Consider the following 14,124-nt stretch of genomic DNA (forward strand, 5'->3'; position numbering starts at 1 on the left):
CCATGGAATCGGTCCGGCCCTCGGTTGCCGCCGTCCACGATCGTGTGACAGTGCATCTGGACGCCCTCGACGACGCGACACTGGTCGACCAACTGCGCACGCTGCTCGGTGCGCGTTTGGTTGCGTATCTGGCCGGCGCGCCCAGCACCGCTGCGGTCAGCGACTACATCACACACGCGGCCGCAGTCCCGGACCACGTCCGAGCCCGTTTGAAGGTGGCCTACAGCGTGGCGGCCCTGCAACACCAGCTCGGCGCTACCCCATCGTTGATCCAAGCCTGGTTCCAAGGACGCAATCCGCGCCTGGATGATCGAGCACCGGCACAGGTCATCGCCGACGATCCCGGCCGCTTCCGAGGCACGCTCATCGCGGCCGCCGTAACTCTGGTGGGTGGCTAGGTGGACACTGACGCCGCGTTTGCGGCCTCCTGGCGGATCGGCAGTCGAATCAATGCCGTTGCTCAGGCCGAGATCCTCGTCGACTCCGTGGTGGGACCGCCACAGCACATTCGGCGACGACTGGATGCCGTCATTGACGACCTCCTCGATCCTGCTGACTAGGCTGGCGAACAGACGAATCAGCCGATGGCCCTACGGTTGGGCGCGATGTGCGCAATGACGTTCTCGAACCGTGGGACGGGACGTGCGCCGGTTACCCGAGAATCGTCGGCGGTCTGTCGTCACTCGTCCGCCGTGTCTAGCCGGCCGTAGAGTTTGGCGATCAGCACGTCCTTGGCGCGAAGTTCTGCGCGGAGGCGACGGAGTTCGGCATCGTTGGCCGTTAACTGAGCGCGAAGCGCCGACACGATGGAGCTGTCGGTGGCTGCAGCCTCGGGTGGCGGGGCGATGGTGGTGTGGGCGCGGATCTTCTCCCGCAGGTCCGGATGGTTGTAAATCGTCTTGCGGGTGACGCCGGCACGTACAGCGACGGCGTTGATGTTGATTGTGGCCCCCGATCTCCGCATGGCGGTGAGGGCCTTCTCAATCCGAGTCCGGACGTCGGCGGAGCGCTGCTGTGCGTGGGCGTTGAGCGCGGCGATCGCCTGATCAGTCGGTGGCGTCATACCCCATCACCTCGGTTCTCAGCTTTCCCTAGTGCGATCTCGTGCAGCCCTCGAGTCTGGATCTGCAGCAGCGGTCGCCGATCGGAGGTGCCGGCCCCGGCCACCGCAGAATCGCGATCGGCCGATGCCTGGTCCTCTTCGGCAGCGAGTCGGGCGATGATGGCATCGAGCGAGGCGATCTCGCGGAGACGTTCGTGGACCCAGACATTCTCGTCGGAAAGTTGCCGACCCGTGCGCTCGTGGTATTGGCGGCGCCGCACCTGGAGAAGCGACTCGGTACGGGTGCGCTGGTCGGCGAGTTCGTCGAGGTGTGTGCGGTCGGTGGCGAAGTGACCGCAGGTCAGGCAGGCGTTGCCTTTGTCGCAGGTCTGCAAGGGCGGCAGCAGACAGACGCCGTTCGGGAGGACGCGGTCGGTGCGTTGGGACAGTTGGGTCATGTCGTAGACGTCGGTGGGGCTGATGCCCAGGTCGGCGCCGTGGGCGCCGATCTTCTTGTGCTTGAGGAACTCCGCTTCCGCAGTGGCTGCGAGGGTGGCCGCGTATCGCAGGGTCATCTCGGGTGAGGCGTGTCCGAGGTAGCGCTGCACGACGTGGATGGGGACGCCGTCATTGAGGAGCTCGGTCGCCCGGGTGTGCCGGAGCCGGTGGGTTTGGGTGAACCTCAGAGGGTTTCCGGCGCTGTCGGTGAGTCCGTGGACTCGGTCGAGTTTGGCCAGTGCGGATCGGTAGGAGGCATACGGGCGGGGGCGTTGCCCCTGAAATTGGTGCCGGACCCCGAGAAACAGGTACTTCGGGGTCAGGTCCGGGTAGTGGTCTCGGTTGTACTGTTGTTGTTCGGCGATGATGTTCACCACGGCCTGCTCAACCAGGATCGTCGGGATGACGCCGTCGACCTTGGTCTGCTGGTACCGGAGTTTGGCGACGAACGCATCGGGGTCGTTACTGTCTACGGGACGTTCGATGCCAGGGATCGCCTCCAGGGGTTCGTGGTCGAGCATCAGGATCTCCGAGGCTCGGCGGCCGGTCAGGGCTTGAAGCAGCCAGATGCGGGCGGTCTGCGGGTCACCGAGGCCGGCAACGACCGATAGGGTTCGGTCGGGGTGGGTGATCGACACCGGGAATCCGCGGTCGGCGGACAGGACGTCGAGGTAGCACAGCATCTGCTGCAGTTCGCTGGTGCTGTACCAGGTCAACTCCCGAACGCGGGAGGAGTGCCGAGTCCGGAACGCCGGCCCCCACAGCCGGGTGTGCGCGGCCGAGACCGCCAGCCAGCGACGATCGCCGGTCGCCGCCGCGGCTTCGGGGGCGTGGTCGGCCATGAACGTGTAGAACACCTGCGTCTGGCTGCGGGCCTCGTCGACGGCCGACGCCGACAACAATCGCCCAGGCCGGGCACAGGCCTGCGGTGAGTGCAGGTAGCCGGAGAAGTCGGTGAACACCTGACGCAATACTGCGGGGTCGGTGCTGATCACTGGATCGTCGATGCCCTGAGCCTGCAGGAACGGCCCGAGAAGGCGGGACAGGGTGCGGGCCCGCTCCACCGCCGACGACCACCGCAGCAGTTCGGTGCTCAGCGCGGTCCGCAACCAGAAGCGGACACCGTCGCGGAGCCAGCGCGGTTCGAGGGTGTCCAAGCGTAGCGCTTTGTCGTGGGCCGGTTCGTGCTCGCGTTGCGGGATCCGCCGATCGGCTCGCAGATCCCAGATGTCGTGCTCCCACCACGGCTTGGTGCCGCAGCGGACACTGACGTGCAGGTGCATCTGCTCGATGAAGTTGGTGATGTTGCGGCGCGAGTTCGCCGACGCCAGGCGGGCATTGCGCTGCTCGAACCCCACCAGCGCCGACCGGGTCAGGTCCGCGACACCCAGGTCGGTCACCGACGTCGGTGGATCACCGTGGACTCGTTGATAGTCGGCGACGGCCGCGGTCAACGTCAGGGAGAACCAGCGCAGCAGGGACGGTTCGATCTTGCGGAGTCCGTCGGCACCGCACAGCCACACCCACCACGCCAGCTCTTGCTGCAAGCGCAGCGGAACCGACTGCGGGGTGAAGTCGTGCCCGTCCGGGTTCCGCAGGTACCGCCGATTGAGCAGAAACACGCGATCGGCGGGCGCCTGGTCGATGCGGTACCGCAGCTGCCGCCATTGATCGGGGACCCGCGCCCACTGCGCCTCCCACAAAGAGTCCCCGGAGGGATCTGCGGCGTCGGCAGGTATCAGCCGCGGGGTGTGGTCAGGTGTCATGGATTCCCCTCCAGCCCGCGACGTAGTTCTTCCACTGCGACAGGGACCGCATCTGCGCGTCTTCGGTCACCCATCCGTAGGTCGAGAGAGTGGTCTGCACATCCTGGTGGCCCAGGCGCCGCATCACCACGTGCGGCGGAGTCCCGTTGAGGAGCAACGCGGTCGCATGCGTATGACGCAGCCAGTGCGGCGACCAGTCGGCCGGCACTGTGTCGGGATGGTGGCGCCGCACCTGGTCGACCCGGGCGTACACGGTCTCCACCCGCATCGGCGCGAACTGCTGCCCGCGAATGAGATTGACGAACACGAAATGTGAATCCAGGTTCTCCACGAGCACGTCAGCGCACATCTGCACGAGCATCCACACGTACTCGGTGTAGAGCGCGGCCAAGTCGTCACCGATGTAGATGCGGCGAGCCCCGGTTTTGGCGCGCAGGCCGTGAGGATGATCATCGCGGCCGACGATGTCGATGGATGGGGTGACGCCGCCAGTGATGTGGAAGTCACTGTGCCGCAACGATAACGTTTCACCCAGGCGCATGCCGGTCTCGGCCAGGACCGCCATCATGAGTCGGTCGCGGAGTCCGACAGGGCCGCCGGTCCAGCCGGTGTCGGTCTGGACCGCACAGTCGTCGAGGATCGCGACCACCTGCGCTGGATCCAGGACCGGCGTCGCAGACTGGTTCGGCAGCCGAGTCCGGTACAACGGCCGCCGGTGATCGCGGTGCGGGCCGACACCGTCGAGGAAGCCCTTGTAGGGGCTCGCCCAGCGTTGGGTCCGGCGGGCACTGTAGAGCCGCTCATACGGTTCGATCAGGTGATGAGCATCGGCGTGGAAGGTGTACAGCGCCAGCACAGCAGCACTGTAGGTGGCGACCGAGGATTCGGCGAGCCACCTCTCCCGCTCGGACAGTCGCGTCACGCCGGGCAGGTCCCCGTACCGCAGGTAGGTCAGGAAGTCGCCGAACCGGGACACCGGAAACTGGTCCCACTCGTCGCCGACATGCTCAAGCAAAGTCCACCAGTATCCCAGGCCACGGGCGTAGCCGCGGACGGTATTAGGTGAGCGGTCCTGATCGCGCAGAAACCGCAGGAACTCGTGCGCAGGCAGAACGGGTAGACCGGTGTCGTCGACGACGGTGTAGGAGTCGGGCCGGTCAGGGAATCTCATTCGCTGTGCTCGGGCCATCACCGCCACCTCCGCCGACGATCACGCTTGCCGCGAACGGTGAGCGCCGGCGAAGTCGACCTCGACAACCGCGCCGCGGCGGCCGGTGACCGACGGCGCGGCCGCTGACGCCGGCGTTGCTACAGCCTTCTGAGCCGGCCCTCGCTGGCCGACCATCAACTCGCCGATCACATCGACCGGCAGGATCAATCGGCGTGCGGCCAGAGCCTGCACAGATTTGGTGCCGTACACCGCTTCGACCCACCTGCTCATCAGGCGAGGACGCTCGGGAAGCCGATCGTCCCAGCCCGGTTCGGTGCGGCCCCAGGTGAACCCGGTATCAGGATTCACCCGCGTATACAACTGCTTGCGCAGCGTCTCGTAACGATGCTCGTCCATGGCGCCGGACTCGTAGAAGTGGCGCAGCAATGCGCCGAGCGAGATGCCCCACTTCATCTTCACCGGAAGGAGATTCACCAACGACGGTGCACTACGCAACGATGCCGACGCATGCGCGTACGGCGCCAGGAACTCCGAAGCGAATCGCGAGGCCTCTTGCTCGCGTTCGTCGGTCATCTCACCGGCATTGCGATGGAGCATCAGGTGCCCGAGCTCGTGTGCGAGCGTCCACCGCGTCCGTTCCCACGAGTCCAACTCCCGCGACGCGACCAGAGGCCGTTCCCGGAATTCTCCGATCCACACCGAGCACCCGAGATGCTTCTCCAGACGTCCGCGTGAATTGCCTTCCAGGCCTTGGGATCCGAATCGTTCACTCCGCATCATCACCGGGATCCCACTTCGTTCCATCAGATGAGTCAGGTCCGCAATCGGCGCATCCGGTCCGACATTGAGCATCTCCCTGGCCGCCGCGGCCGCAGCGACAGGATCCAACGTCGGTCTGGGCTCAATCAGTAAGGGCGGCAACTTCTGCGCAGCATGCAACTGGAGCAGGAAGTCACCTGACAACGCCATCACCTGCGCCATCCGATTTTTCTCGGCAGCGGTCATCGCCTTCGGCGCCCGGAACGACAGATCCGACGGCTCGACCCGCGACACCGGTGCGGTGGTGAAGAACTCCGCAGGAAACCGCAGAACCTCACTCAAATGATCGACGTCCTGGACGGCCAACTCGACGGTCTCCGCGCGCTCCATCCGCGTCAACCGCGCACCAGACCAGCCCATCTTCGCGAGTACTTCTTTGGCGGTCATCCGTCGGAGCAGTCTCGCTTGCCGGACCCTGAGTCCGTACACCTCACATGTGGTCATAACGTCCCCGATTCAAACACTCGCCGACTGACGGTAGCGACCGGGTCTGACAGTTCCGCTAGGCCGGCGAAGGACCGTCGCCCTCCTGAGCCTTGCCCAGCAGGTCGCCGAAGTCGTCGTCGTTCTCGGCGACGACCTGACGAGGCTGCACTTGCCGCGGGAGTGGAGTCGACGCCAAAATCGCCACCGTCGACGATGAATCGATCCCGACCACCGCCGCCAGAAAAACCTCGGCCACCTGCACCGAGTCCGGCGTGAACGAGTAGAGCACGAACCATTCCACTGGGCCCGAGGGAATCTGCTGCTCCGGATCGGGAACAGGGAACGGAAGCACCCAGTCGGCCTCCGCCGGGCCGGAGTCCCGCTCGTCGGGAGTCACCGGAACCGGGCCGGTGCGCACGATTAGACGCTCGCCCTGCTCCGGGATGACCGACGCCGGCATCTTCCGGACCCGGATGCTGGTCCCTCGCTGGTCCTCGAGCAGTGCTGACATCCCCTGCCCGTAACGCATCGCGAACACGCCAGGCTTCGGCGGAGAATCTGGATTCCTGAAACCCACAGTGCGAAGCAACAGCATCCCGCGCACGTCCGTGCAGTGGATCATTCCGTGTAGGTCCGACACGGTCCCGCCGTACTCGGTCACCACAGGTTCCCAGAGGTCGGCAACCGCCTGAACGGCGTCGGCCAGGTCGCGCCGCAACACCACGAACTCGCCGTTGAACTGCTCGACCAGCTGGTCGCACTTGGCCCGGAGTTGGCTGAGGTTCATGCATGAAGAATTTCATATCCGTTCCTACATATCAATAGGTTCACCGATGAAAGTTTTCGCATCTGAATACTCGGTTGATACCTAATAGTATACATGTAGATAACAACAAATGCAAAGGTCAAGGGCATATTTATAACTCATCTTGTCTTGCTACTACAGATAATGCCGCCAAGTGATTCTCGGGGTTTCCCGCGATGAGGTGGGGCGACGGGCGTTGACCGAGATCGGGGTGGTCGAACGGGACAAGTCGGGCCTGGTGCGGGTGGTCCCCGCATGGACCGAGCCGGGTGGTTTCACCAGCCGCCGTGACCAGTTGCAGCGGATGATTCGGGAACGACGATGACCGTCGGGATCGCGTTGATAGCGATCGCCGGAACAATCTTGCTCTGGCCGGTACCCGAGGCGACGCGTCGACTGCAACGGCTCGTCGAGCATCGCGGTCCGGCACGACCACCCGCGGATCCGGTTGTGGCGATCTGGCTGCTCCCGGCTGTCGCAGCGACGGTGTTTGGTCCGGCCGCGGCGATCGCGGGAACCCTGATCGCGGCTCTGGTTACCCAACAACGACGTAAGGCGCGCCGCGACGCCGCCCATCACCGCGACATTGCCGACCTGATCGCCGCGCTGGGAGTGATGGGCACGGAACTGTCGGTGGGCGCACCGGTCTCGACCGCTTGTCGCGCGGCGGCGACAGAGTTGGCCGGGGGCGGGGAGGGGTCCGTTGCGCGTGAACTGGCGCGAATGGCTGCGCGTGCCGAACTCGGAGGTGACCCCGGGGGCGGGGTTGGCGTCGACGGCCCGGTGCGCCGGCTGGCACAGGCGTGGACGACGTCGCTGCACTTCGGTCTCCCCATGGGCGACATGCTGGCTGCGCTGCGCGCAGATTTGGTTGCGCGACAAGACTTTGCCGCCCGCACGCGCGCCGGGATGGCCGGGCCGCGCGCCACGGCGGTCGTGCTGGCGGGACTGCCTGTCTTGGGCCTCGCGCTCGGCCAGGCGATGGGGGCGGCGCCGGTGCAGGTGCTGTTGCAGGGCGGGCTGGGTGGGGTGCTGCTGGTGGCTGGGACCGGGCTTTCGGTGGGCGGAGTCCTGTGGGCCGGTCGAATCACGGACAAGGTTCTCGCGCCGTGACGGCGGCCCTGCTGCTGACGGCCGCGGCCTTGCTGATGTGGCCGGGACCGTCGTGGATGTTGGTGCGTGCGGCGGTAGTCGTGCCAGAAGGGTCAGCCGATGTGGTCGGATCGGGTGTGCCAGACCCGTTTGACGTGGCCGCGGGCTACGACACCTTGGCCGTGTGTTTGCGAGCGGGGCTGCCATTGGCCACCGCAGCTCGTGTGGCGGCGCAGTCGTCGCCGCTGGTGCTGGGGCAGCACTTTGCGCGTGCCGCGGATCTGCTGATGCTGGGTTCTGATCCGGAGGTCGCGTGGGCGGTCGGCGACGATGCTCCGGACGATTTCCGGGATCTGGCCGCTCTCATTAGGCGGGCATCGCGTGCGGGGTCGGTGTTGGCCGACGCCGTCGCCGGGTTTGCCGCGAGTACTCGCCGCCGTGCCGAGAACACCGCGCTTGAAGCCGCCGAACGGGCGGGCGTCAAGATCAGCGGCCCACTGGGCCTGTGCTTCCTTCCGGCGTTTGTATGCCTGGGCATTGCGCCCGTCGTAATCGGGCTGGCATCGGGATTACTCGTCGGATTGTGACTGGGCCAGCGTCTCTCGCACGTCATTCGGACGACAGAACCTCGGCGTTGCCCCTTCTGCTGGGTGCTGTTGGGCGCGCACTCTCGAAGGATGAACATTCGCCCGGTGATTCGTACGAGCATGGTTGTTGCCGCGGTGGCCGTGCTCATCGCGTCGGTCGCGGCTTGTGACCCGGTACCTCCTCGGGCGGGGCCGTCGTCTGCGGTGGCCTCGGTGACCGAGACAGTGCCGGATACTGACATGTCGCCGGTGACGGTCACGAGAACGGTCTCGCAAACTACCGCGCCGCAGCACAACAATCCGACAGCCAGTCAGCCGACCCCGTCGGCAACGGACCTGTCGCGCTATTACGGCCAGTGGGATGGGCATGGTCGCGGGATGACGCTCAACCCGGACGGGTCGGCAACGGTATCGCTGGCATCAGGTGCCGCCAACGTCGAGAAGTGGACGGCTACCTGGGGCGCGCACGGCCACGGCATCGTGGTCACCTTGCAGACCATGACGTCACGTACGGGCGAACCGCTCGGTCAGGAACCGGGCGAATCGTGGACGGGAAGCCTGGAACCGTCGCCGGAAGACGGTGTCACCATCCTCCACATGCCTGGCTTCACCGATTGGTGCTCAACGAAGTACGGGCGGTCGGTGGCCTGCGGGGCCTGAGCCGAGGCCGCTGCAGAATTTGCGGCAACGCTCGACGAACCTATCGTTGATTGGGTTAGCGGTGATGGTTCGTCAGGGGTGCAATGGCGCGGCAGGATGTGATGCGGGGGCTTCGGCTCACCATCCCGTTGATGCTCGGCTACCTCCCGGTGGCCTTCGCTTTTGGTGTGCTCGCCGAGGTGTTCGGGTTGCCGGTCTGGGCGTCGCTGCTGATGTCGGCGATCGTCTATGGCGGCGCATCCCAGTTCGCCGCCTTGCAAGTGTTGGCGTCGGGCGGTGGCATGTTCGCGGTCATCTCCACCACATTCGTGGTGAACTTGCGGCACTTCCTCTTAGCGGCGTCAATTGCCCCGCGTGTGAAGGACTATTCGACGAAGGAAGCCGCCGCGTTTGGGGCGCAACTGACCGACGAGGCCTACGTCATCCAAGAGGTCCTGTTCCGAGCCCATGAGCGACGGCCGAAAGCGGAAGTCTTCGCGCTCAACATGGGTGTCTACGCCTCGTGGATAGCCGGGACGGCGCTCGGCATCGTCTTCGGCAGCGCGGTGCCGGGTATCGAAGACATCGGCCTCGAATTTGCGCTGACCGCCATGTTTCTGGCGATCCTGGCCCAGGATGCCGTGCGGAGTCGGTTGGATCTGTTTGTTGCCCTGGTTGGCGGTGGCGTTGCCGTGCTGCTGACCCAGTTGGGGTTGGAGTTGTGGTCGGTGGTGTTGGCGACAGTGTTCGCTGCGACGGTCGGATTCTGCCTGGACCGGACCAATGATGAACCCGTTGATAGCCCGGTGGGTGAGACTTCGTGAGTACGACGTATCTGATCGTCATGATCGTGGGGATGGCGTTGGCGACGTTGATTTCGCGGGTACCGCCGCTGGTGTTGGCAACCAAACTCAAGCCGGGGCGGAAAGTTCAGCGGTGGCTCAAGCAGGTGCCGCCAGCGGTGATGGCCGCGCTTGTGGCGCCAGCAATTTTTGCCCCCGACGGGCAGATCTGGATCAGCTATCACAACGCCGACCTGATGGTCGGTACCGCGACACTGATCGTGGCCATCGCGACGAAGAACTTCTACGCCACCATCGCCTTCGGTGTTTGCGCGATGGCGTTCGTCAACCTTGTTTTGAATTGACCTCGGATTTGAATTGGGCCCGGTAGTGAATTGAGGGCGACGACACGCCCGATTGGGCCGTGTTGGAACCGATTGCGGGTCCGCTGCGTCTAACTCAGGTAGGGAATTTGCTACGGAACTACGACGACGGGGGACGTTATGGAAATCAGCAACTCGGTGCGAGCAAGTTATCGGCAGGTGCGAGACCTCGCGGTCCAGATTGCGGTCGACGAAGAAGGAATGTCGACGGCGGAATACTCCATCATTTGTAATTAACACCACGCACCTGGACTGGCTGACCAGCGGGTTCGTGAACGTCCAAGGAATCTGTACTTTCAAGTGCGAGTAGCGCACGACCGATGTCTACCGGAAAGCCGCTCTTGTGGCCGGCGACAGTCGGGTCAGACAACCCGACGGGAAATGACTTGCACATGCAAGTAAAACCGAGCCTTATATATATAGAGAGGTGCCTGTGACCATCACCTACGTCATCCCCGACACCCACGGCTGCCGGACCGAGCTGCAGGGGGCGCTGACCAAGGTCGATCTGTGCGACCCGTCGACCCAGCTCGTGTTCCTCGGCGACTATGTCGACCGCGGTCCCGACAGTGCCGGAGTCCTCACTGCTGTGAAGGACCTCTGCGACGCCCACCCCTCCCAGGTGATCGCGCTCGCCGGCAACCACGAGGTGTGGTTCCTCGACTGGCTCGACGCCGACGATGGTGACCCGACGTGGCTGCTGGCCGACACTGGGCTCGTCACGGTCCGCTCGTTCCTGCCGACCGAGGTCGTCGAGCGGGCCGTCGCCGCGCTGGCGGGCGGGAGCATCGAGGCGGTCAACACCACCATCAAGCGCGAGATCAGCGCCCGTCATAGCGATCTGATCGCCTGGCTGCGCCAGCTACCGCTGTTCCACGAGACGCCCACACACATCTACGTCCACGCCGGCGTCGACGAGGAGGCTGGACCGATGTGGAAGGCCATGACGACCGCCGAGACGTTCACGGAGAAGTACCCGCCGTCGCTCGGCAAACACGCAGTCGGCAAGCTGATCGTCGCCGGGCACACGGGCGTCGGCCCGCTGCACGCCCGCGAGGGCCGGATGCGGTGCTGGGAGCCATATGTCGATGCGGGGCACGCGTACCTCGACGGGCGCGTCGAGGACACCGGCGTGCTCAACGTCATGCGCTACGACAGCGTGAGTCGGACGACGTCCTTCCTTTGATACGCGGCACAAACACCCGCCGGCCGGTGGCTGGCGGGTGCTTGTTCTCTCGATTCGCTGTGCGCCGTCCTCTGCCCGCGATCTACTGGTAGGCGTGGACGACGAGCAGATGACCGAGGCCGAGATCGACGAGCTGTTCGAGCGGACGCAGCCGATCGGCAACGCGATCAACGCGCTTGCGCAGGCTGAGCTGGCCGTCGCCGCCGTCGACGAGCTTCCGGCCGAACATCGGGCTCGAATGGACCGAGTCTTCGCCGCAGTTCTTGACGAGGTCGAGCGTCCGCGAGACTGATGGCTCGACCCGTTCAGGCAGCCAGTCCAGCCTGGATCGTCGTGTACTTGTTTCCGTGCTTGGCGAACAGGGCGGCAATCGAGTCCTTGTCGGCGCTGCATGAGTAGACGGCTTGGCGGACCTTGGAATCCTTGAGGTCCAAGCCGATCAAGTCCTCGCCGGACTCCACGCCGACCGCGATCACCCGGTCGAACCTGTCGCCGTAGTTGTCCGCGTACTCCGCAAGAGCGGCCAGTTTCGGATGGGCATCGCCCAGGTGCGAGCCGTGCGGGTCGATGATCGACGGCTTCAGCTGGCCGTCGACCTCGTGAACGAACACGAAGTCGGGCTGGACAGAACGCCACGTGCCACCGGACTCATGGACCACTCGCAGCGAGTGCTTGGACGCGCCCGACGGATTCCGGTACCAGCCGACGAGCTTCCCGTTCTCTAACTCGTGCGCGATGGTCGCCCGCTCCCACCGGTTCTTGGTCATCTTCAGATCCAGCGGGTAGCCGCCGTCGACGGTAGACAGGACGTGCTTGACCACTGTCGGCAGCTTGTTCCCGTCTGGGTCTTCTGTGCCGACCCGCTCGTCGTCCTTGACCTCAATGGACACCGGCTCGGGCTCGCGCGCCATGTCCTCGATAGCGTCGTAGACCGGTTGGCGCGAATCCGGCAGGGCCTTGATGCCCGCCGCGTTTGTCGTGAGCCACAGCCGGGTCAGCGAGTCCGCGGCGTCCTCGACGGGTGCCTTGACCGGCTCCTCGATGAACGCCAGCGCCGCCACCTGCGCCCGCACCGCGGTAATGTCCTCGCTGCCCGGCTCGCCAGCCTCGTAGGCCGCGCGGATCGCAGCTTCCATGTTGCGTTGCAGGTACCTGTTCACCACCGACGTCGTCAGCATCCGCCGCAGATGGCGGAGCGCATCGTCGACGGTCGTCGCGTCTGCCGCGCGCGAGTCTGCAGCGTCGTCGCTGGCCTCGTCCTGGCCGTGCTCAGCGGTGATCCGCCGGATGTCGGCGGTCATGATCTCGTGGGCCTGCTCGTTGATCTGGGCGCGGTTGTCCGCGATGATGCCGTCCAGCACGGCGAACATAGCCGCGTGGGCGGCCTTGTCCGCACCGGGCACCAGCTCGTCGCGCGCCAGCTCGACAGCGGCCTTGAGCATCCGCTTGATCGGCTTGGGCGCGGCAGCCGGCTTCGCATGCGAGGGCAGCGACTCGATCAGCTCCACCACCGTCGTCGGTACATTCGGGTTGCGTACCAGGGACGCCGGCCCGAACAGCACATTCGGCACCCTTGCTCCGCCGTCGCCCGCGCGCGGCTCTCGCATGCCCATGATCTCCTCGGCCACGACCTTGGCGGTGCCGCGGTCGAAGTACGGCAGGTAGCACGAGGCCGAGTTGAGCCGCTCGACGCTGGTGGACTGCGCCAGCGGCGTGCGCACCATACGGCCGAGCAGCTGCGTGACGTAGGTGTCGTCGACGGCCGGGCGCAGCGACACCAGCACCTCGGCGCGCGGGCAGTCCCAACCGGTGCTGACCGCGTCCTTGGCCACCAGCACGCGGATCTGGTGGTCGTCCTCGATGTCCTGGGGCGCGACCTTGGGGATCTCGTACGCCCCGACCTCGATCGTCGAGCGGTCGCCGAGCACGTGCGCCACGCAGTCAGCAGGCATGTCCGGCCAATTCTTGCGCACCGTCTCCAGCATGAGGTGGATCAGTGCGTCCTCGTCTTGACGGCCCTTCTCCGAATCCTTCTGTCCCGCAGCCTTGTTCGGGATCTGGATCACCAGCAGCGGCAGCACCGTATCGATGCCCTGTTCAGCACAGTAGTGCGCCCACAGCTCGCTGACCGCGACGAAGTCGAGCGTGGCCTCGCGGACCATCGTGGTGGAGAAGTCGCCGTCCTCGTCCGGGATGTCGAGAGTCAGCGTGTTCTTCAGCAGTCCCGACTCCTGGACCCGCTTTGGGTCTATCTCGACGTTGGGCTCCTTGGAGAAACCCGTCGCATGCTTCATCGCCTCGTCGAAGCGCTTGACCGTCGCAGAGATGCCCCACACCACCGGCATCGGCGGGTTCGCGCCGTTGCCGTTGATGATCTTCTGCACGATCGTCTGTTCGTCGCCCGACGGCACCTTCATACCTTCGTGCGCCTCGTCGAGGACCATGTAGAGCGTCTTGTCCTCGTCGCCGATCGTGTTGTCCAGGATCTCCCAGAACGTGAAGCGCCGGCTGTCGGTGTGCTTGACGAAGTCAGCCTTCTTGCCGAGCTTGCTCGGGTTGATGAAGTAGACCTTGCCGGTCTCCAGTGAATCCTCGGCGTAGTGCTTGTCCAGCAGCACCAGATCGCCGGTCGGGATGGCGTCGGCACACTCGATGAACCGCCCCTTCGTCTGCTCGTTGAGCGAAGGGTCCTTGGATACCCACAGCACCACCGCGCTCGGATCGGCCGCGAAATCGAACTCGTCGCTGCCGTGCAGCAGTGCCTCGATCACCGTCGCGGCGATGACAGTCTTGCCCGAGCCGGTCGTGGAGCTGAGCGCGAACGCCGTCCGCTTCCTGCGCTCGTGCCAGTCGCGCCCGGCGAACCGCAGCGTCCTGAGGGTGTCCTCGACCGCGTCGCTCTGGTAGTCCTTCAGCGTGAACCGCACG

General features: G+C 65.3%; 16 protein-coding genes. 10 read left to right on the forward strand and 6 right to left on the reverse strand.

Features of this window, described 5'->3' with window-relative positions; genetic code table 11:
- Positions 1–2 precede the first annotated feature (2 nt).
- Positions 3–398: a hypothetical protein gene (locus tag WBA38_RS12460; RefSeq protein WP_006898143.1), complete on the forward strand. Its 396-nt coding sequence runs from the start codon at positions 3–5 to the stop codon at positions 396–398.
- Positions 399–560 carry a hypothetical protein gene (locus WBA38_RS12465; RefSeq protein WP_156150509.1) on the forward strand — a complete coding sequence of 54 codons (162 nt, stop codon included), beginning with the start codon at positions 399–401 and terminating at the stop codon, positions 558–560.
- Between the two features lie 119 nt (positions 561–679).
- Here the strand turns inward: WBA38_RS12465 and WBA38_RS12470 are convergent, their stop codons facing one another.
- The 5 genes from WBA38_RS12470 to WBA38_RS12490 are packed head-to-tail and all read right to left on the reverse strand — an operon-like array spanning position 680 to position 6,509.
- Entirely contained in the window at positions 680–1,063 is a 384-nt protein-coding gene (locus tag WBA38_RS12470) for a hypothetical protein (protein ID WP_006898142.1), read from the reverse strand.
- Positions 1,060–3,306, reverse strand: coding sequence for a tyrosine-type recombinase/integrase (locus WBA38_RS12475; RefSeq protein WP_045539760.1), 2,247 nt, complete (start codon positions 3,304–3,306; stop codon positions 1,060–1,062). The genes WBA38_RS12470 and WBA38_RS12475 overlap by 4 nt, the downstream gene beginning before the upstream one ends.
- Entirely contained in the window at positions 3,296–4,495 is a 1,200-nt protein-coding gene (locus tag WBA38_RS12480; protein WP_424322823.1) for a tyrosine-type recombinase/integrase, read from the reverse strand. Before WBA38_RS12480 ends, WBA38_RS12475 begins: the two co-directional genes overlap by 11 nt.
- 21 nt (positions 4,496–4,516) lie before the next feature.
- On the reverse strand, positions 4,517–5,740 hold the full coding sequence (locus WBA38_RS12485; RefSeq protein ID WP_006898139.1) for an XRE family transcriptional regulator: 1,224 nt from the start codon (positions 5,738–5,740) through the stop codon (positions 4,517–4,519).
- A 58-nt stretch (positions 5,741–5,798) separates the two neighbouring features.
- A complete protein-coding gene (locus WBA38_RS12490) occupies positions 5,799–6,509 on the reverse strand; it encodes a hypothetical protein (RefSeq protein ID WP_424322824.1) in 711 nt (236 codons plus the stop codon).
- A 172-nt stretch (positions 6,510–6,681) separates the two neighbouring features.
- Between WBA38_RS12490 and WBA38_RS12495 the strand changes: the two genes are divergently transcribed.
- The 8 genes from WBA38_RS12495 (at position 6,682) to WBA38_RS12530 (ending at position 11,488) form a co-directional block, all read left to right on the forward strand.
- Positions 6,682–6,852 (forward strand): hypothetical protein, encoded by a 171-nt coding sequence (locus tag WBA38_RS12495; RefSeq protein WP_424293622.1) that lies wholly within the window; start codon positions 6,682–6,684, stop codon positions 6,850–6,852.
- Positions 6,849–7,640: a type II secretion system F family protein gene (locus WBA38_RS12500; protein WP_424322825.1), complete on the forward strand. Its 792-nt coding sequence runs from the start codon at positions 6,849–6,851 to the stop codon at positions 7,638–7,640. Before WBA38_RS12495 ends, WBA38_RS12500 begins: the two co-directional genes overlap by 4 nt.
- Positions 7,637–8,206 carry a type II secretion system F family protein gene (locus WBA38_RS12505; RefSeq protein ID WP_424293974.1) on the forward strand — a complete coding sequence of 190 codons (570 nt, stop codon included), beginning with the start codon at positions 7,637–7,639 and terminating at the stop codon, positions 8,204–8,206. The genes WBA38_RS12500 and WBA38_RS12505 overlap by 4 nt, the downstream gene beginning before the upstream one ends.
- Positions 8,207–8,296: 90 nt before the next feature.
- Positions 8,297–8,866, forward strand: a complete 570-nt coding sequence (locus tag WBA38_RS12510) for a hypothetical protein (protein ID WP_424293973.1) — start codon at positions 8,297–8,299, stop codon at positions 8,864–8,866.
- An 83-nt stretch (positions 8,867–8,949) separates the two neighbouring features.
- Positions 8,950–9,669: an AzlC family ABC transporter permease gene (locus WBA38_RS12515; RefSeq protein WP_424293972.1), complete on the forward strand. Its 720-nt coding sequence runs from the start codon at positions 8,950–8,952 to the stop codon at positions 9,667–9,669.
- Positions 9,666–9,992 (forward strand): AzlD domain-containing protein, encoded by a 327-nt coding sequence (locus tag WBA38_RS12520; RefSeq protein ID WP_424293971.1) that lies wholly within the window; start codon positions 9,666–9,668, stop codon positions 9,990–9,992. The genes WBA38_RS12515 and WBA38_RS12520 overlap by 4 nt, the downstream gene beginning before the upstream one ends.
- Positions 9,993–10,443: 451 nt before the next feature.
- Positions 10,444–11,196 (forward strand): metallophosphoesterase, encoded by a 753-nt coding sequence (locus WBA38_RS12525; protein ID WP_424322826.1) that lies wholly within the window; start codon positions 10,444–10,446, stop codon positions 11,194–11,196.
- A gap of 94 nt (positions 11,197–11,290) precedes the next feature.
- Complete coding sequence (locus WBA38_RS12530) at positions 11,291–11,488, forward strand: hypothetical protein (protein ID WP_424322827.1); 198 nt, start codon at positions 11,291–11,293, stop codon at positions 11,486–11,488.
- Between the two features lie 13 nt (positions 11,489–11,501).
- Here WBA38_RS12530 and WBA38_RS12535 read toward each other — a convergent pair whose 3' ends face one another.
- Positions 11,502–14,123, reverse strand: a complete 2,622-nt coding sequence (locus tag WBA38_RS12535) for a DEAD/DEAH box helicase (RefSeq protein WP_424322828.1) — start codon at positions 14,121–14,123, stop codon at positions 11,502–11,504.
- Position 14,124: the final 1 nt, after the last annotated feature.

Source organism: Gordonia sp. (in: high G+C Gram-positive bacteria) (assembly GCF_049647785.1).
Classification (GTDB): Bacteria; Actinomycetota; Actinomycetes; order Mycobacteriales; family Mycobacteriaceae; genus Gordonia.